Source organism: Bradyrhizobium sp. STM 3809, from assembly GCF_000239795.1.
Classification (GTDB): domain Bacteria; phylum Pseudomonadota; class Alphaproteobacteria; order Rhizobiales; family Xanthobacteraceae; genus Bradyrhizobium.
The window spans coordinates 1-15664 of sequence record NZ_CAFJ01000032.1; the positions used below are offsets into that span (position 1 = coordinate 1).

The 15664-nt window shown below is 66.7% G+C and carries 21 protein-coding genes; 4 read left to right on the top strand and 17 right to left on the bottom strand.

Features of this window, described 5'->3' with window-relative positions:
* The 5 genes from BRAS3809_RS01425 to BRAS3809_RS01440 form a co-directional block, all read right to left on the bottom strand.
* The coding region (locus tag BRAS3809_RS01425) for an acyl-CoA carboxylase subunit beta (RefSeq protein ID WP_035654915.1) at positions 1-1323 on the bottom strand (1323 nt) is incomplete at its 3' end.
* Positions 1324-1699: 376 nt separating this feature from the next.
* Complete coding sequence (locus tag BRAS3809_RS36430; protein WP_035654916.1) at positions 1700-1945, bottom strand: hypothetical protein; 246 nt, start codon at positions 1943-1945, stop codon at positions 1700-1702.
* A gap of 60 nt (positions 1946-2005) precedes the next feature.
* Positions 2006-2131 carry a hypothetical protein gene (locus tag BRAS3809_RS37570; RefSeq protein ID WP_283805749.1) on the bottom strand — a complete coding sequence of 42 codons (126 nt, stop codon included), beginning with the start codon at positions 2129-2131 and terminating at the stop codon, positions 2006-2008.
* A 196-nt stretch (positions 2132-2327) separates the two neighbouring features.
* Positions 2328-3236, bottom strand: a complete 909-nt coding sequence (locus BRAS3809_RS01435; RefSeq protein WP_008960319.1) for a sigma-70 family RNA polymerase sigma factor — start codon at positions 3234-3236, stop codon at positions 2328-2330.
* Positions 3233-3991: an SDR family oxidoreductase gene (locus BRAS3809_RS01440; protein WP_008960320.1), complete on the bottom strand. Its 759-nt coding sequence runs from the start codon at positions 3989-3991 to the stop codon at positions 3233-3235. The genes BRAS3809_RS01435 and BRAS3809_RS01440 overlap by 4 nt, the downstream gene beginning before the upstream one ends.
* A 141-nt stretch (positions 3992-4132) precedes the next feature.
* Here BRAS3809_RS01440 and BRAS3809_RS01445 point away from each other — a divergent pair, with 141 nt between their 5' ends.
* A complete protein-coding gene (locus BRAS3809_RS01445; protein ID WP_008960321.1) occupies positions 4133-5338 on the top strand; it encodes a M20/M25/M40 family metallo-hydrolase in 1206 nt (401 codons plus the stop codon).
* A 168-nt stretch (positions 5339-5506) separates the two neighbouring features.
* On the opposite strand, the gene BRAS3809_RS01450 is transcribed toward BRAS3809_RS01445, so the two are convergent.
* Entirely contained in the window at positions 5507-5959 is a 453-nt protein-coding gene (locus tag BRAS3809_RS01450; protein WP_008960322.1) for an RbsD/FucU family protein, read from the bottom strand.
* 89 nt (positions 5960-6048) lie between these two features.
* On the bottom strand, positions 6049-6420 hold the full coding sequence (locus BRAS3809_RS01455) for a hypothetical protein (protein ID WP_502685656.1): 372 nt from the start codon (positions 6418-6420) through the stop codon (positions 6049-6051).
* Between the two features lie 178 nt (positions 6421-6598).
* Here BRAS3809_RS01455 and BRAS3809_RS01460 point away from each other — a divergent pair, with 178 nt between their 5' ends.
* From BRAS3809_RS01460 to BRAS3809_RS01470, 3 genes are all read left to right on the top strand, one after another.
* A complete protein-coding gene (locus BRAS3809_RS01460; protein ID WP_008960324.1) occupies positions 6599-7021 on the top strand; it encodes a ferritin-like domain-containing protein in 423 nt (140 codons plus the stop codon).
* Between the two features lie 9 nt (positions 7022-7030).
* On the top strand, positions 7031-7528 hold the full coding sequence (locus BRAS3809_RS01465) for a nucleoside deaminase (RefSeq protein WP_083839024.1): 498 nt from the start codon (positions 7031-7033) through the stop codon (positions 7526-7528).
* A gap of 95 nt (positions 7529-7623) precedes the next feature.
* Positions 7624-8031 carry a DUF4174 domain-containing protein gene (locus tag BRAS3809_RS01470; protein ID WP_008960326.1) on the top strand — a complete coding sequence of 136 codons (408 nt, stop codon included), beginning with the start codon at positions 7624-7626 and terminating at the stop codon, positions 8029-8031.
* 69 nt (positions 8032-8100) lie between these two features.
* Here the strand turns inward: BRAS3809_RS01470 and BRAS3809_RS01475 are convergent, their stop codons facing one another.
* The 10 genes from BRAS3809_RS01475 to BRAS3809_RS01520 all read right to left on the bottom strand — a co-directional run.
* A complete protein-coding gene (locus tag BRAS3809_RS01475; protein ID WP_008960327.1) occupies positions 8101-8733 on the bottom strand; it encodes an urea amidolyase associated protein UAAP2 in 633 nt (210 codons plus the stop codon).
* 11 nt (positions 8734-8744) lie between these two features.
* Positions 8745-9554: an urea amidolyase associated protein UAAP1 gene (locus BRAS3809_RS01480; protein WP_008960328.1), complete on the bottom strand. Its 810-nt coding sequence runs from the start codon at positions 9552-9554 to the stop codon at positions 8745-8747.
* The gene (locus BRAS3809_RS01485; RefSeq protein WP_035654921.1) at positions 9551-10153 is read right to left on the bottom strand and encodes a DUF1989 domain-containing protein; all 603 of its coding nucleotides are present in this window, start codon (positions 10151-10153) and stop codon (positions 9551-9553) included. The genes BRAS3809_RS01480 and BRAS3809_RS01485 overlap by 4 nt, the downstream gene beginning before the upstream one ends.
* Positions 10154-10164: 11 nt before the next feature.
* Positions 10165-10557: a RidA family protein gene (locus BRAS3809_RS01490; protein WP_008960330.1), complete on the bottom strand. Its 393-nt coding sequence runs from the start codon at positions 10555-10557 to the stop codon at positions 10165-10167.
* A gap of 24 nt (positions 10558-10581) precedes the next feature.
* Positions 10582-11349, bottom strand: coding sequence for an amino acid ABC transporter ATP-binding protein (locus tag BRAS3809_RS01495; RefSeq protein WP_008960331.1), 768 nt, complete (start codon positions 11347-11349; stop codon positions 10582-10584).
* A 13-nt stretch (positions 11350-11362) separates the two neighbouring features.
* Complete coding sequence (locus BRAS3809_RS01500; protein WP_008960332.1) at positions 11363-12019, bottom strand: amino acid ABC transporter permease; 657 nt, start codon at positions 12017-12019, stop codon at positions 11363-11365.
* Positions 12016-12660, bottom strand: a complete 645-nt coding sequence (locus BRAS3809_RS01505; protein ID WP_008960333.1) for an amino acid ABC transporter permease — start codon at positions 12658-12660, stop codon at positions 12016-12018. The genes BRAS3809_RS01500 and BRAS3809_RS01505 overlap by 4 nt, the downstream gene beginning before the upstream one ends.
* A 117-nt stretch (positions 12661-12777) precedes the next feature.
* Complete coding sequence (locus BRAS3809_RS01510) at positions 12778-13632, bottom strand: transporter substrate-binding domain-containing protein (RefSeq protein ID WP_008960334.1); 855 nt, start codon at positions 13630-13632, stop codon at positions 12778-12780.
* A 24-nt stretch (positions 13633-13656) separates the two neighbouring features.
* Positions 13657-14490 carry a nitroreductase family protein gene (locus BRAS3809_RS01515; protein ID WP_008960335.1) on the bottom strand — a complete coding sequence of 278 codons (834 nt, stop codon included), beginning with the start codon at positions 14488-14490 and terminating at the stop codon, positions 13657-13659.
* Positions 14491-14929: 439 nt separating this feature from the next.
* Positions 14930-15664, bottom strand: a 735-nt coding sequence (locus tag BRAS3809_RS01520; RefSeq protein ID WP_240535574.1) for a MarR family winged helix-turn-helix transcriptional regulator, incomplete at its 5' end; no start/stop codon positions are given.

Here is a 15664-nt window from a genome sequence, read left to right on the forward strand (position 1 = left end):
GCGGAAGATGATCTCGACCGCGCCCTTGGCGCCCATGACCGCGATCTGCGCCGTCGGCCAGGCATAGTTCATGTCGGCGCCGATCTCCTTGGAGGCCATGACGTCGAAGGCGCCGCCGTAGGCCTTGCGGGTGATCACGGTGACCAGCGGCACGGTGCATTGCGAGTACGCGAACAGCAGCTTCGCGCCATGCTTGATCAGGCCGCCATATTCCTGCGCGGTGCCCGGCAGGAAGCCGGGCACGTCGACGAAGGTCACGATCGGGATGTTGAAGGCATCGCAGAAGCGGACGAAGCGCGCGGCCTTCCGCGAGGCGTCCGAGTCGAGCACACCCGCCAGCACCATCGGCTGGTTGGCGACGAAGCCGACCGTGCGGCCGGCGATGCGGCCGAAGCCGGTGACGATGTTCTTGGCAAACCCCTCGGCGATCTCGAAAAAGTCGCCCTCGTCGACGACCTTCAGGATCAGCTCCTTCATGTCGTAGGGCTTGTTCGGATTGTCCGGGATCAAGGTGTCGAGCGACATGTCGACGCGCTCGATGTCGTCGAAGCTCGGCCATTCCGGCACGCCGTCCGAATTGTTCGACGGCAGGAAGTCGATCAGGCGGCGCATCTGCAGCAGCGTCTCGACGTCGTTGTCGAAGGCGCCGTCGGCGATCGAGGAGCGCGTCGCATGCACCGAGGCTCCGCCGAGCTCTTCCGCCGTCACGACCTCGTTGGTGACGGTCTTCACGACATCCGGACCGGTGACGAACATGTAGCTGGTGTTCTTCACCATGAAGATGAAGTCGGTCATGGCCGGCGAATAGACGTCGCCGCCGGCGCAGGGGCCCATGATGACCGAGATCTGCGGGATCACGCCCGAAGCCAAAACATTGCGGCGGAACACGTAGGAATAGCCCGCCAGCGCCGCGACGCCCTCCTGGATGCGGGCGCCGCCGGCGTCATAGAGGCCGATGATCGGCGCGCGCGCCTTCATCGCCATGTCCTGCAGCTTCGTGATCTTCAGCGCGTGGGTCTCGGACAGCGAGCCGCCGAACACGGTGAAGTCCTTGGCGAACACGAAGGTCTTGCGGCCGTTAACGGTGCCCCAGCCGGTGACGACGCCGTCGCCGGGAACCTTGGTCTTCTCCATCCCGAACTCGGTCGAGCGGTGCTCGACGAACATGTCGAACTCCTCGAACGAGCCCTTGTCGAGCAGCAGCTCGATGCGCTCGCGCGCCGTCAGCTTGCCGCGCGCATGCTGCGCCTCGATGCGCTTCTCGCCGCCGCCGAGCTTGGCGCCTTTGCGCCGCTCCTCGAGGGTGTCCAGGATGTCCTTCATGCGCGTCCGCCCATTCCCATGTCGTGAGTGTTGGCGGCCTTCTAACACGGCTGTTTCGGAACCGAAAAGCCGCTTTCGGGCCTGTCTGCCCGCCTCCCACAGCTCGGAATTAATCGCGGAATCAGGGCCATGGCCTGCCGGGGGGTCCGTCGCGGGGAGTTTGGAACGGCCGTCTCGGCTGCCGGTTCGACCTCTTGACCCGCCCGCCTCTTGAGCTCCGACGAATGCTGTCCACGCCGCTTTCCTCCGACGAGATGCGCCCCCGGCGTCTCGATGGCCGTGATCCGCGCGGCGCGATCTATTTCCTGCCCTGGGGCATGAGCTTCGCTGCGGCGCGCTGGCTGGGGCTCGTTCGCGGATATGACTGGCAGGCGTGCTACCGGCTGCCGGATGCGATGGTCAGCCCCGATCCGGAAGCATGCGCCGGCTGCATCGCAGCCATCGAACGCGACGTGATCGGGCTTGCCACGTGCAACGGTCCGCCGTCGCGGCTGGTCGGCTTCGGCCTCGGCAGCGTGCCGGCGACCTTGATGGCGGGGCGGCTCGGCCGCCCGGTGTGGAGCTTCGCCTCGGCCGACCGCGGCGAGTTGATGATCTGGTCGAGCCCGGCCGCGCGCGCCATCCGCCGCGAGGCCGAACGTCGCGGCTTTCGGCGTGACGATTTCGCCGCCGCGCTTCACCGCTACAATCCGATCCACTGGATCGACCGCGTCGCGCCCGACAGCCGCGTCGTCGTCGGCCGCTTCAACCGGATGGTGCCGCGCGCCCGCGGCCAGGCGCTGCTCGCGCGCGCCAGGCATCGCATCATCGGGGATCATCTGGTGGAGCTGCCGCTCGGTCACATCGCGGTGCTCGCGGCGAGCGGCTTCCTGCAGCGGCGCTGGCTGCGCGCGGAGATGATGGGGACGAACATGAGACGCGGCCGAGCCGTCCTGCGAGGGGGAACGACCGAGTTTGCGATGGACCTCTCTCACGCGACCCATCAAAGGTCGGAGCGCCGCCGCTCAGGCCGACGGCAGAATTGCCAGCTGCGCGTCGGCCATAACGTAACGGACGTAGCGGTAGTCGCGGATGAAGCTGATCTTGCCGTCGCGCCAACTCAGCCACATGAGGTAGCTGGGCTGCGGATCGTCCGCGCGCTCGAACACCGCAATCACCTCCCGGCCCTCGAGCCACGCGGGCGCCAGCCGTACGTCAGCCATTCCGGCATAGATGCTGAAGAACAGTCCGACATCGGCCGAGCCGACGCGGACCGGATGCGTGGACTGGTGCAGTCTGACATCGTCCGCCAGCAACGCGCGCAGACCGTCCCAGTCGCGCCGGTTGAACAGGCCCACATAGCGCGCGACCGCCTCGGACGCTGGCTTCGCCACCGGGCGCGCCTCGGCCACCGCGTTGATTTCGGAGAGCCGCGCGCGGGCGCGGGCGAGATGCGCCTTGACCGAATCCACCGTCAGGCCGAGCAGCGCCGCGATGTCGGCGAGCGGCTCATCCAGCACATCCTTGAGGATGAGAATGCTGCGCTGAGGGATCGGAAGCTCCGTGAAACGCGACACGGCGGTGCGGATCGCCTCCTTGCGCATCATCGTCTCCGCGGCATCAGGCGCGCTCTGGTCGGCGATGTCATCAGCCGCCTCCATCGGTTCGGCGGCTTGGATGGCACGGCCGCGCAACAGGTCCAGCGCCCGGTTGTGCGCGACCCGAAACAGCCACGCGCGCAACGAGCCGATGTCCTTCATCTCTTCCACGACGACAAGCGCGCGCGTCAGCGCATCCTGCACGACGTCCTCGCCGTCGATGACCGAGCCCATCAGCCGCGCACAATAGCGATGCAGTTCTGGCCGGACTTGCTCCGCGAGGGCCACGAGTTCGGCCCTGCGCGCGCCTTGCTCATCTTGCGGTCCGTCACTCAAGCGTCCGCTCCTTCCATCACCGTCACGCCGTCGTCGCCGTTCAAGCCAAACACGACACCATGGGCGAAACGCGGGTCCTCCAGCACCGAGACGACGCGATCTCCGAACGCGCGCGGCGGCATCGGCGCGCCGAAACGGGCGACGAACGCATCCGGCGTGATGCCCATGGCGCTCGCATAGGCGCTCGCGGCGGTGTCACCCACTCCGGTTCCCGGGATCATCATGCGCGGCACGATCGCCTGGAAGCGAATGCCCAGCCTGTCGTCCCGCGAGACCCCATTGGCGTATTTGGTCATGAACCAGAGCATGCGCTTGGCGCCAGCGTAGCTGCCCGACATCTGTGAACCGCCCACTGCCGCGCCGCTCGATCCGACCAGGACGCGGCTTCCTGGCTTGAGCGGCAGCTTGAGCGCAGCCTGGATCCAATACAACCCGGCCTTGACGTCGGTTTCCCAGGCGACCGAGAAATCCGTCCAGGTCAGCCGGTCCAGCCGATCCATGTGCGGCGTCGTGCCGGCGTTCAAGACCAAGATGTCAGGGCGGATATCGCCGACGATGCGATGCGCGGCGGCCTCGTCGGTGACATCGGCTGTGATCGTGGCCACGTCGAGACGGGCAGCGGCGGCACCCAGCGCCTCTGTTCCGCGCGCGACCACGGTCACCTTGGCACCGTGGCCGACGAGCGCCTCCACCAGTCCCAGGCCGAGACCCCGGCTGCCACCCGTGACGACGATCGTCTTGTTCTTCAGGCTCATGATGAGGCTCCATTGTCCAGATGACATGAAGACGATCGAGGCATCGGAAAAGAGTCAGGCGGCCGCCGGTGCACGAGCCCCTTGCGTCAGGAGGCGCCTGGCTGGATGCTCCGGCCATCGTTCAAACACGGGATTCGCTTCATGTCCGTCGACACCACCGCCGCCACCGATCGTCTGATGCGCTTTCTCGCCGTGCCGGGCGTGACCGGACAGGAGAAGGCGATCGGGCGGGAGATCATGGCGGCGCTGAAGCAGGCCGGCGTGCCGGCCAGGGCGATGCGGCTGGACGATGCCAATACGCGGATCCCGGTGCCGACCGAGACCGGCAATCTGATCGTCGAGCTGCCGGGCCGCGGCAGCCAGCACAACCAGCCGCGGCTGATGTTCATGACCCACATGGACACGGTGCCGCTGTGCGCCGGCGCGCAGCCGAAGATCTCCGGCCGCAAGATCATCAACCAGGCGAAGACCGCGCTCGGCGGCGACAATCGCTGCGGCTGCGGCATCCTCGTCACGCTCGCGGCCGAGTTGATCCGGCAGAAGCTCGATCATCCGCCGATCACGCTGCTGTTCTGCGTGCGCGAGGAGAGCGGGCTTTACGGCGCGCGCCACGTCAAGACCGACGATCTCGGCGCGCCCGTGATGGCGTTCAATTTCGACGGCAGCTCGGCTTCGTCGGTGACCATCGGTGCCGTCGGCGCCGACCGCTGGGAGGTCGAGATTTTCGGCCGCGCCTCGCATGCCGGCGTCGCGCCCGAGCGCGGCATCAGCGCCACGATGATCCTGGCGCTCGCGCTTGCCGAGGTCAAAGCCGGCGGCTGGTTCGGCAAGGTGGTGAAGGGCAAGGGCAAGGACGCCAGGCAAGGCACCAGCAATGTCGGCCCGGTCACCGGCGGCCAGGGCCGCCCCGCCGGCGACGCCACCAACGTCGTCACCGATTACGTCCATGTCCGCGGCGAATGCCGCAGCCATGACGCCAAGTTCATCCGCGAGATCACCAGGGCCTACAAGGCGGCGTTCGAGAAGGCCGCCAGGCAGGTCGCCAATAGCGACGGCAAATCGGGGCGCGTGAAGTTCAAGGCCGAGACCGACTACCACCCGTTCCGCATGAAGGACACCCTGCCCGTCGTCAAGCGCGCCACCGCCGCGGTGTCCGACATCGGCGCCACGCCCTCCTTGCGCGCCGGCAATGGCGGCCTCGACGCCAACTGGATGGTCCGCCACGGCATCCCCACCGTCACCTTCGGTACCGGCCAGAACGAGCCGCACACGATCGACGAGTGGATCAACCTGGATGAATACGACCGCGCCTGCGCGCTGGCTGTGCGGCTGGCAACGATGGGGTGACGATCTGGAGGAATGACGACGCTGTGTCCAGCAGCGCCGTCCTGACGATCCCGTAGGGTGGGCAAAGCGAAGCGTGCCCACCGAGCCCACGGGACGATCACGGCGGGCACGGCGCGTTGCGCCTTTGCCCGCCCTACGCGGCGTCAATCCGCGGCGCGAGCCCGGCCGCTACGCCTCCGGCGGAATGACGCCCTTGCTGAAGATGAAGCAGCCATAGAAACGGCGCTCGCCGGTGGCGATCACGCAATAGGCCGACTTGGCCATCTCGTAGAACGCGTAGCGCTCGACGCCGACCAGCGGCCACGGCTTGCCCTCGGCGTGGTCGATCGCCGCCTGCACCTCCTGCTGCACCGGCGTGACCTCCCCGGGATGGCCGACGACCTCCATCCGCACTGCGGCGTCGTCGATGAAGGTGTCGAGCGGCAGCACCGACAGCACCGCCGCGACGGCGCGCGCCGCACCGACATTGTCGATGCGCAAGAGTTCGCCGAAGACGGTCTGACGGGCGATCGCATCCGCCGGAAAATTGGTGTCGCAGATCACCAGCCGGTCGCCATGCCCCATCGCGCGGAGCGCATAGAGCACGTCGGCATTGAGCAGCGGGTCCAGTCCCTTGAGCATGACGTCTCCTGTGATTTTTTTTGAGCAGACCACGGAGCGCGGCGCTCGGCAAGATCCGGTCGCCGCCACGCCGCACGCCACACCGCACGCTACGCTCCGATGCGCCTGACCTCGCCGACCACGCGCAGATCGATGCTGCCGATCAGCTCCGTCCGCAAGGCTTCAGCCTCGGCCAGCGCCGCCATCGTCTGGCGCAGCGTGCTGACATTCGACCCGAGCGAGACGATGCCGCCCAGCACCGCCGCGATCGCGCCGAGCAACGCCACCGCGCTCGACCCGAGCAGGCCCAGCACTACGCCGAGCAGCAACGCGGCGCCGCCGGAGATCACGATCTTCGACGCCAGGATGATCTTGCGGCACCGCTCGGCCATGTCGGCCAGCTGCTCGATCCGCGCCTCGATGAGGGAGATCTGTCCGCTCCGGTCGTCCTCGTCCAACACTCGCGCCGTCCTCCGCGACATCGCCGCCAGCAGCAGGGCTGCGGCCCGTCCTTGGCATGCCCGTCGCTTGCCGCGCGAGCCTACGATGCCGCCGTCACCCCGGCAACCACCCGCGGCGGCCTGCGCTTCCGCGGAACAAAGCTGGCAACTCCGGATTGTCGTGATCGAAATTTCCACACAGCAACACGGTGAGGCGACAATGGCTGCAGACAGCCTGAAGACACTGCACACGGCCCTGGTCGATGCGCGCAACGGCTATCAGGAAGCGGCAAGGGACGCCGAGACCCCGGCGCTGAAGGCGCTGTTTGCCGAGATGATCGCGCTCAAGGAGCGGGATCACGCCGAGCTGCACGACGCGCTCAAGCGGATGGGCGAGACCCCGGACGAGTCCGGCTCCTTCATGTCCACGGTGCACCAGACCGTCATCCGCGTCCGCTCCGCGGTGACCGGCCTCGGCAGCAATGCGCTCTCCTCCTTTGCCAGCGGCGAGGAGCAGATCCTCAGCCAGTACGACGCCGCGCTGGCGGACTGCGCCGGTGATGCCGCCACCACGGCGACGCTGCGCCGGCAGCGCGAGACGCTGCAGGCGAAGATCGCGCAGATGAAGCAGCTCGCCGCCTGAGCGCCGGACGTGCCGAACCCGACAACCGACGAGCACTTCATGCGGGAGGCGATCAAGGTCGCCACGCAGGACGGCGCGGATCCCGCGCTGTCGCCGATCGGCTGCGTGATCGTGCTGGGCTCCGAGATCATCGCCGCCGAGCGCAATCACGTCGCCCAAAAGCACGATGCCACGGCGCATGCCGAGATCGAGGCCATCCGCGCCGCCGGCCGCGGCTTCGACGATGGCGAACTGCGCGGCGCCACGCTCTACACCACGCTGCAGCCGTGCGGCATGTGCACGATGGCCTCGATCTGGAGCAAGGTCGGCCGCATCGTCTTCGGCGCCGGCCGCGACGACGTGCACCAGATGTATTTCGAGGCACGGCACATCGACACGCTGAAATTCGTCGCGGACGCCTATCGCGACGATATCACGATCGAGGGCGGCGTCCTGCGCGAGGCCTGCAGCAAGCTGTATTATCGTCCCTGGGACGACGTCCCGATCGAGGACCAGGGCAACCGCTAGAGGCGGGACGCGCTCGCCGCGGGTGGCCGGCAGAACGATCCAGATCCAGCCGGTCGCCGCCGACGTTCAGGCGAGAGCCATCAGGAGGCCCCACCGTGCCGCGACGCCTGCTCACGACCGCACTCCTCGCAGGGTTCATCGCCATGCCGTACCAGAGCCACGCCTCCCCTCTCGAACCATACAAATGGAAGAACCGCATCCTGGTCGTGACCGGCCCCGACGACACCGCCGCGCGGCAGCAGCGCCGGATCTATGAGACGGCCAAGGCGGGCATGACCGAGCGCCAGATCCTCCTGCTCGAAGCGGTCGACGACAGCGCCGCGTCCCGGCAATTGCGGACAGCGCTCGGCACCGATGGCCGCCGCTTCAAGGCGCATCTGATTGGCAAGGACGGCCACACGGCGTTCACGTCGGACACGCCGATCTCGGCCGACGCTCTGTTCGATCGCGTCGATGCGATGCCGATGCGGCAGGACGAGATGCGGCGCGAGAGGTCGCGATGAGGCACCGCGCACGATGGCGCCTTCGGATGACGAACAAGACGAGTTGGACCGCTGTTTGCTGTGGCGCGCTCAACCGGCGCCCGTCTCCCTGATCTCCACCCGGATCGGCGTCGGATCGAAGCCGTTGCAGGGATTGTTGACCTGGGGACAGTTCGAGATCACGAACAGGACGTCCAGTTCGGCGGTCACGTCGACGTAGTTGCCAGGGGCCGAGGGGCCGTCCAGCACGGTGAAATTGCCCGAGGGCTCGATCGGCACGTTCATGAAGAAGTTCAGGTTGGAGACGATGTCGCGCTTGGTCAGGCCGTGTCGGGACAGCTCCAGGATGAAGTTCTCCCTGCAAGCATGCAGATAACGCGTCGCCTCGCCGAAACGGACCGCGTTGCTCTCGCACGAGCAGCAACCAGCAGACGTGTCGTGGCGGCCGCAGGTATCGGCGGTGATCCGCGCCATGACCCGGCCGCGGTTGGACATCAGCCGCGTGCCGAGTTCGAGATAGGCCGAACCCTGGACACGCAGCGTGTCCTGCGCGCTGTAGCGCTCGGCGGTGTCATCGGCAACATACATCAGCGCATCGACCGCCTGCTCGCCTTCGCTGTCGATGATGCGCAGGGTCTGGCTCCTCTTCAGCACGCGTGACCAGGGCTGCTCGGCGGGAATATCGAACGCATAGATGACATGGCCCGGATCGATCGATGACATGGCCACGCTCCTCAGGCGAACAACCGATCGGTGAATGCGTAGGCCCGCAACGCTTCCGGCGACGCGGTGCGGCAGACGTCGTTGGCCGCGGGCGGCGGCGGCCGGTGCCGGATCAGCGTGATCGGTGCGGTCGCCGCGGGCCGCGCCGGATCGAGCGGATGGGCGCAGTTGGAGACGGCGACGATCAGATTCATCTCGGCGCGCAGGTCGACGAAATCGCCGGGACGTTTGCGCTCTGCATGCCAGACGAACCGCCCGGCCGCATCTGTGGTGACCGGCGCAAAGAACGTCACGCATGGCGGGATGTCGCGCAGGCCCAGTCCGATCTTGGCCGCGGCCGAGATGAAGTTCGCCTGCGTGTTGCGCGTCACCTCGCCATGGGTCGACTGCGTCGAGTCCGCCGTCGAGCCACCGACCAGGAGATCATGCGCGCCGCTCGTATCCTCGATCACCGAGAGCAGCACCCGTCCCATGTCCGACAGGATCATGCGGCCCTTCGACAGCGCTGCGCTCCATTGCACCTTCACGGTGTCGGCGCAGTTGATGCGCTCGCTCGGGTCCTCGCTGCGCCACGCCAGCAGCGACACGCTCGAGCAGCCCTGATCATCTCTGATGCGCAGCGCCTCGCCGCGCGACAGCCGCACCGTCGCGTGCCACCCCGGCGGCACCTGCTCGGTCTGAATGATCGCATCCGCGGCGACTGGCGCGCCGTCGAGCGCCGTCGGCGGCGGCAGTTGCTTGAGCTCCTGCCCCGCCGCACGCAGCTCCTCATAGCGGCGGCGGTTGGCGGCGGCCCGCTCGGCCTTGCTTGCTCCGCTCATGCTGATGTCACCGTGAAATGCGCCTCGACCGGCTTACCGGCCTTGCCATTGATCGGCAGGATGTCCTGCGGACAGGCCGAGAACGCGATCACCAGATCCATCTCCGCGCGCAGGCGCACATGGCCGCCGGGCACCGGGCGCGGCGGCGCGGCGAAGCCGAGCGTACCCTGGGCGTCCCATGGAATGTTCATGAACAGATTGAGCGGACTCGGCACCTCCGGCGGAGTCAAGCCGAGCTCCGCCATGCCAGCAAACAGATTGTCGGTGCAATTGTCGTGATGGCCCTCGTGACCGAGAAACGCGTAGCGGTAGCGGTCGCAGGCCGCGATCAGCGTATCGTGGATGCCGCCCGACGTGTCTTCGATCAAGGTCAGGATCGGTCGACGCCTGTTGGTCCGGAGCACGTCGCCCGGCCGCGGCACCAGATGCAGCGAATGCGCCCGCGTATGCTCGTTCGACATGAACTCGGAGAGGTCGGCGCGATTGAAGGCCCAGGTGTCGACCACCTGCTCGCCATGAGTATTGATCACGGTAACCACCTGTCCGGCGCTGACGAACGCCGCCTTGCCTCGCCGTGCCGGGATCTCGATCGGGTCCATCGTGCTCTCCATCACGGCTTGTAGGCGACCAGGTCGATCTCGACGATGCCGCCGCGCGCCAGATCGCAGACGCCGATCGTGGTGCGGCCGGGCCGGTGCGCATCGTCGAAATGGCTCGAGAAGATCGCGTTCATCGGCGCGTAGTCGCGCTTGAAATCGGTCAGGTAGATCCGGGCGAACACGACGTTCGCAAAGCTCATGCCGCAGCCCTTCAGCACCCGCGCAAGGTTGTCCATCACCTTGCGCGTCTGTGCCTCGATGCCATCGGGAAGCGGCAGTGCGTCGTCATCGGGGTCGGTCGCGAGCTGGCCGGTGACGAAGAGGAAGGGACCAGCCCGCACCGCATGGCTGTACGGCGTGACCGGCTTTGGCGCATCCGGAAGCAGATGATAGATCGGATCCATGATGTGTCCTCGCTGTTCTCCTCGTTATCCGGCGGCGTAGCGCTGGATGAACTGGCGCGCTCGTTCGGTGTCCGGATTGACGAAGAAGCGCTCCGGCGGCCCGGTCTCGACGACGCGGCCACGGTCGAGAAACAGAATGCGGGTGGCAGCGTCGCGCGCAAACCCCATCTCATGGGTCACGATCACCATCGTCCGGCCCTCGCGGGCGAGCTCGCGCATCACCAGCAGCACCTCGCCGACCAGCTCGGGATCCAGCGCGCTGGTCGGCTCGTCGAACAAGAGAACATCCGGCTTCATCGCCAGCGCGCGCGCAATGCCGACGCGCTGCTTCTGTCCACCGGACAGCCGCGCCGGGAACACGTCGCTCTTGTCGGAGAGCCCGACCTTGGCGAGCAGCGCCATCGCTTCCTCGCGCACCTCGGCCGCCGGGCGCTTCTGCACTTGCACCGGCGCTTCCATGAGATTCTGCAGGACCGTCAGATGCGGCCACAGCGCGAAGTGCTGGAACACCATGCCAATCCGCGTGCGGACCCGCGACAGCTCGCGATCGGACATCACGACGCCGCCATTGTTGATGCCGATCCGGTCGCCGTTGAGATAGATCTGACCGGCATCGGGCCGCTCCAGCCAATTGATGCAGCGAAGCAGGGTCGACTTGCCGGAGCCGGACGGACCGAGCACGCAGACCGTCTCGCCGCGCGTCACCGTGAAGCTGATGTCGGTGAGGACCTCGAGGTCGCCGAAGCGCTTGGAGATGCCGGCGACGTCGAGCACGGGCATGTCGTCGATCATTCCACCCTCCCCCTCAGCGCCGCGCAGCCGCGAGCCGGTCGATGCCGCTGACGCCCGCCTCGATCACCAGGCAGAGTCCCCAATAGAGGACCACAGCGGTGATGAAGGCGGCGAACGGCACGTAATGGCGAGACTGGATCGAGCTCGCGGCATGCGTCAGCTCGGGCAGCGCGATGATGGTGAGGAAGGCACTGTCCTTGACGATCTGGATCATCTGATTGCCGATCACGGGACCCGCGGCGAGCAGCAGCGGCGGCAGGATGATGCGCCGGAACAGACGCGGCCCTGAGAAGCCGAAGGCGATCCCCGCCTCGATCGGCTCGCGCGGCTGCGCCGCCCAGGCGCCGCGCAGGATCTCAGCGAGATAGGCCGCGTGATAAACCGTCAGCGCGACCAGTCCCGAGCTCCAATTGTCGAGCCGGATGCCGAACGACGGCAGCCCGTAGTAGACGATGTAGGCGAACAGCAGGAAGGGCACGCATCGCATGCCGTCGACGAACACCCGGACGGTCAGCGCCAGCCACCGCTGTTTCGACATCAATGCGGGTGTCAGGCCGAAGGCGATCACGAGCCCGGCGATGGCTGACAGCACCGAGAGAATCGTGGTGTTGCCGAGCCCGCTGAGGAGCAGCCCCCGCTCGCTCCAGACGATGGCGAAGTCCCGGATCATGCGGCCTCGGCTGCGAGCTGGCGCCGCTCGATGAAGCGTTGCAGCGACACCAGCGCGAACACGATCGGCGCGTACATCGCGATCGCCACCAGGAACGGCGGCAGCGGTTCATAGGTCTCGGCGCCGATGCGCACCGCGGCGCGGGTGATGTCGACGACGCCGACGACCGCCAGCACCGGCGTGACCTTGATCAGCAGCGACATCTCGTTGACGAGGCCGGGAAGACTGACCCGCACGATCTGCGGCAGAACGATGCGGCGGAAGCGCAGGAGCGCGTGCATGCCGACCGACTGGGCGGCCTCGTACTGCTCCTTCGGGAAGTTCATGAGCGCGGCGCGCCAGACCTCGCAGTTGAATGCCGATGTGTTCATCACCAGGGCCAGGATCGCCGCCGACACCGGACCGATCGCAATTCCGACATTGGGCAGCGCGAAGAACAACAGCAGCAGCAGCGTCACGAGCGGCGTCGCGCGCAAGACCGAGACATAGACGGCCACGATGCGGGAAGCGACGGGGACGTCGGCCCAGCGCAACAGCGCCAGGCCGAGGCCGATCGGCAGCCCGACCAGGATGCCGACAAAGGACAGAGTCACCGTCACGACGGCGCCCTGCAGGATGGCGAGCACGTCGGCCGCGCTCATCAGCATCCATCCGTGGCGTCGCCGGCCGGCCGCGTCCCGGCGAGGAACACCGCGCGGCGGACCAGACCGGCGCGAAGCGATCGCCACCCCAACATCATTTGCACCTCGATCGCCGGATCAGAATTCCGGCTCGAAAGTGACCGGAAGGTCCGGGAAGGCCTCACCGAACCACTTCTTCTGCAATTCCGCGAAGCGCCCGGTCTCCTTCTCCTTGGCAATGAAGCCGTTCAGGAATTCCACGAGTTCGGTATTGCCCTTGGCGACCGCCCAGGCAGGAAAGGACTTGCCCGAGACCGGCTCGCCGACGGCGAACACGTTCGGCTTCTCGGCGACCAGCGCCTTGATGTTGATGATGGTGTTGACGACATAGTCGACGCGGCCAAGCGCGAGATCCTGATAGGCTTCCGGATAGGACGTGTATTCGACCACCTTGCCGAGCTTGCCGCCCTCCTTCTCCAGCATGGTCTGGAGTTCCGGCAGACGGCCGAGCAGCGCGCTGCCCGCCTGCACGCCGACGGTCTTGCCGCTGAGATCCTTGATCGCGTTGATGCTCTTGTCGTCCTTGCGCTTCACATAATAGTGCGTTGCGTCGGCGATCGGGCTGGTGAAGTCGAGCGACTTCTTGCGCTCCTTGGTGATGATCGCGGCGGTAATGGCGACGTCGTATTTGCCGGTGGAGACGCCCGCCAGGATGCCGGTCCAGGGCAGAATCTGCTGCTTGATCTCGAACGGCGCGTATTTGCGCAAATCCTCGATCAGCTCGTTGTCGAAGCCGGTCGGCTTGCCGTCCTTGACGAACTCGAAGGGACGGAAATCGTCCTCGGTGGCGACGATCAGGCCACGCTTCTTGATCTCGTCGAGGCTGCCGGCCTTGGCATTGAACGCGGCAGGCAGCGTCAGCGCGGCCGCCAGCAGCGCCAGCGCGACGCGCCGCGAGGGCGCCGACAGGCGGGGAAACGAAGGCTTGGTCATGTCGCATCTCCTCATATGAACTGATCAGTCGAAGCTGAAGCCGTGCGCGCGCAGATACGGGCGAAAGGCGGCGCCCTCGGCCTTGGCGGCCTGCCGCGCCTTGTCCTCGGACCACCCGTAGAAATCGGCCTCGCCGAACTCGGCGTTGCCGCGCTGCTGCTCTTTCGGAATCGCGTGCCGCGCATGACGCCGCCGGTCGTAATCGTCGAGCGCCGCCGGCAGCGCATCGTCGCCGTAGCGATCGAGATGGGTGGTGATGCTGCGCGGCAGCCGCAGGCTGACATGGCCCTCCCCGGCGGGATAGCCGAGGCACAGCCCGGCGACCGGAAACACCATGTCAGGAAGCTCCAGCACCTTGGCGACCGTGTCGATCTCGTTGCGGATGACGCTGATGGGACAGGTGCCGAGGCCGGCGGACTCCGCGCACAGGATCATGGTCTGCAACGCCAGCGCCGCATCGACCGAGGCGTTGAAGAAGCCTTCGAGCGTGCCGTTCCTGACCGGCTTGCCGCGCAGTTCACCGATCCGCTGCAGCCGCCGCGCATCGCCGAGAAACACGAAGAACACCGGCGACGCTCCGATCCACGGCATGCTCGGAAACAGGCTGCCGATCGCCGCCCGCTTCTCAGCGTCGCGCACCCGCATGACCGAGGCCTGCTGGAAGTCCGACTTGGCCGATGCGCTCAGCGCGCAGGCCACGAGAACGTCGAGAAGCCCCTCTTCCGGCATCCTGTCGCCATAGCGGCGGACGGTCTTGCGTGACATCACGCCGCGCAGGAAATCATTGGCCTCGACGTTGTCGCCATCGGGTCCGCCGTCTCCGAAGCGTGTGGTGAGGGCATCGGCAAGCTTGGACATCACGGCGACCTTCTCTCGACACGCGCGACGCATCCCTTACAACGCTCGCCGTCGGCCAGCGCAATGATCGGCGGGTCCCACCGCGGCAGATATCGCATCGCACACCCCACGCGCTGCGACATCAGTGTCGCCGCCCCGGATTCATTCTCGCCACGACTTTCGCGCAGCTACCATTCAGGCTGTCAGCAAGGGATGTGCCAGATGTCCCGGACGTCGGCGCATCGCGGCGTTCGCGCGCCGGCTCACGGTGAAATCTCCACGGAAATTGAGCAGCCAAATTCGCTGCTTGCGGACAAAACGCCGCAGTGTCGAAATGCGGAGCATGCTTCGTATTGACGGCGTCAGTTGCCCCGCCCGGACACCGCGCTGCGGCGACGCGCTGCTTTTCGGGCAGCACCATGCCCACAATCTAATCGGGGCTCATCGCGATCGGACGCGGTCAGGCCGGCGGCCGCGTCGCGCCACGCCTTTGCCCTTGCGCCTCGACGATCGCCCGCATCATCGCGATGAAATGCTTCTGATCGGCCGTCGTCAGGTCGGCAACCGTCGCGAGATGCGCCGCACGCGCCGGCCGCTCGATCTTGCGCAGCAATGCCGCGCCGGATCGGGTCAGGCGGCAGGTCCGCGACCGCCGGTCGCGGGGTCCGACACTGCGATCGATGAAGCCGCGCGCCTGCAGCCGCTTCAACGCGCCGGTCGTGGTGGTGCGGTCGAGAGCGATGTCCTGGGCCAGCGCCGTCTGATCCGCCGTTCCCCTTTTTGCCAGCGCTGTCAGCAGGCTGTACTGCAACGGCGTGATCTCAAAGGCGGCACATTTCTCCTGGAACAGCGCGACATGGATCTGATGCAGCCGTCTGATCAGATAGCCCGGTCGCTCCTCGAGCGGCCACGACGCACCTGCTTTCCGCTTGTTCCTTCCGGCCATCGAACGGCTCCCGCATAAGCGCTGATCACGCTGCATCAATTTGAAGCTGTCTATGGCACGGATCTTGATGTAATGCGAAGCATGCTTCGTAAATCGGCCGGCGTATCGTTGGTGCTGGCTCATCGAGCAAGGTTTTGATCGGGACAAACATATTGTCCGGAAAGGAGAGCTTGCATGTCCGTGAGCGCCTCGTTCGACCTGCTGCTGCGCGGCGGCCGCGTCATTGATCCCGCCTCCGGGATCGATGGA

Bases quoted from the DNA above. Each gene is read 5' to 3' on its own strand.
- BRAS3809_RS37570 (WP_283805749.1), bottom strand. From the start codon at position 2,131: ATGATGCGATGCCTGGCGCGCGCGAGCAGCGCCTGGCCGCGGGCGCGC.
- BRAS3809_RS01450 (WP_008960322.1), bottom strand. From the start codon at position 5,959: ATGCTCAAGGGACTGGACCCGCTGCTCAATGCCGACGTGCTCTATGCG.
- BRAS3809_RS01505 (WP_008960333.1), bottom strand. From the start codon at position 12,660: ATGAGCGCGGCCGACGTGCTCGCCATCCTGCAGGGCGCCGTCGTGACG.
- BRAS3809_RS01510 (WP_008960334.1), bottom strand. From the start codon at position 13,632: ATGACCAAGCCTTCGTTTCCCCGCCTGTCGGCGCCCTCGCGGCGCGTC.
- BRAS3809_RS01495 (WP_008960331.1), bottom strand. From the start codon at position 11,349: ATGATCGACGACATGCCCGTGCTCGACGTCGCCGGCATCTCCAAGCGC.
- BRAS3809_RS01445 (WP_008960321.1), top strand. From the start codon at position 4,133: ATGTCCGTCGACACCACCGCCGCCACCGATCGTCTGATGCGCTTTCTC.
- BRAS3809_RS36430 (WP_035654916.1), bottom strand. From the start codon at position 1,945: ATGGCGCGCGCGGCCGGGCTCGACCAGATCATCAACTCGCCGCGGTCG.
- BRAS3809_RS01460 (WP_008960324.1), top strand. From the start codon at position 6,599: ATGGCTGCAGACAGCCTGAAGACACTGCACACGGCCCTGGTCGATGCG.
- BRAS3809_RS01440 (WP_008960320.1), bottom strand. From the start codon at position 3,991: ATGAGCCTGAAGAACAAGACGATCGTCGTCACGGGTGGCAGCCGGGGT.
- BRAS3809_RS01480 (WP_008960328.1), bottom strand. From the start codon at position 9,554: ATGAGCGGAGCAAGCAAGGCCGAGCGGGCCGCCGCCAACCGCCGCCGC.
- BRAS3809_RS01500 (WP_008960332.1), bottom strand. From the start codon at position 12,019: ATGATCCGGGACTTCGCCATCGTCTGGAGCGAGCGGGGGCTGCTCCTC.
- BRAS3809_RS01475 (WP_008960327.1), bottom strand. From the start codon at position 8,733: ATGTCATCGATCGATCCGGGCCATGTCATCTATGCGTTCGATATTCCC.
- BRAS3809_RS01455 (WP_502685656.1), bottom strand. From the start codon at position 6,420: ATGTCGCGGAGGACGGCGCGAGTGTTGGACGAGGACGACCGGAGCGGA.
- BRAS3809_RS01485 (WP_035654921.1), bottom strand. From the start codon at position 10,153: ATGGACCCGATCGAGATCCCGGCACGGCGAGGCAAGGCGGCGTTCGTC.
- BRAS3809_RS01490 (WP_008960330.1), bottom strand. From the start codon at position 10,557: ATGGATCCGATCTATCATCTGCTTCCGGATGCGCCAAAGCCGGTCACG.
- BRAS3809_RS01515 (WP_008960335.1), bottom strand. From the start codon at position 14,490: ATGTCCAAGCTTGCCGATGCCCTCACCACACGCTTCGGAGACGGCGGA.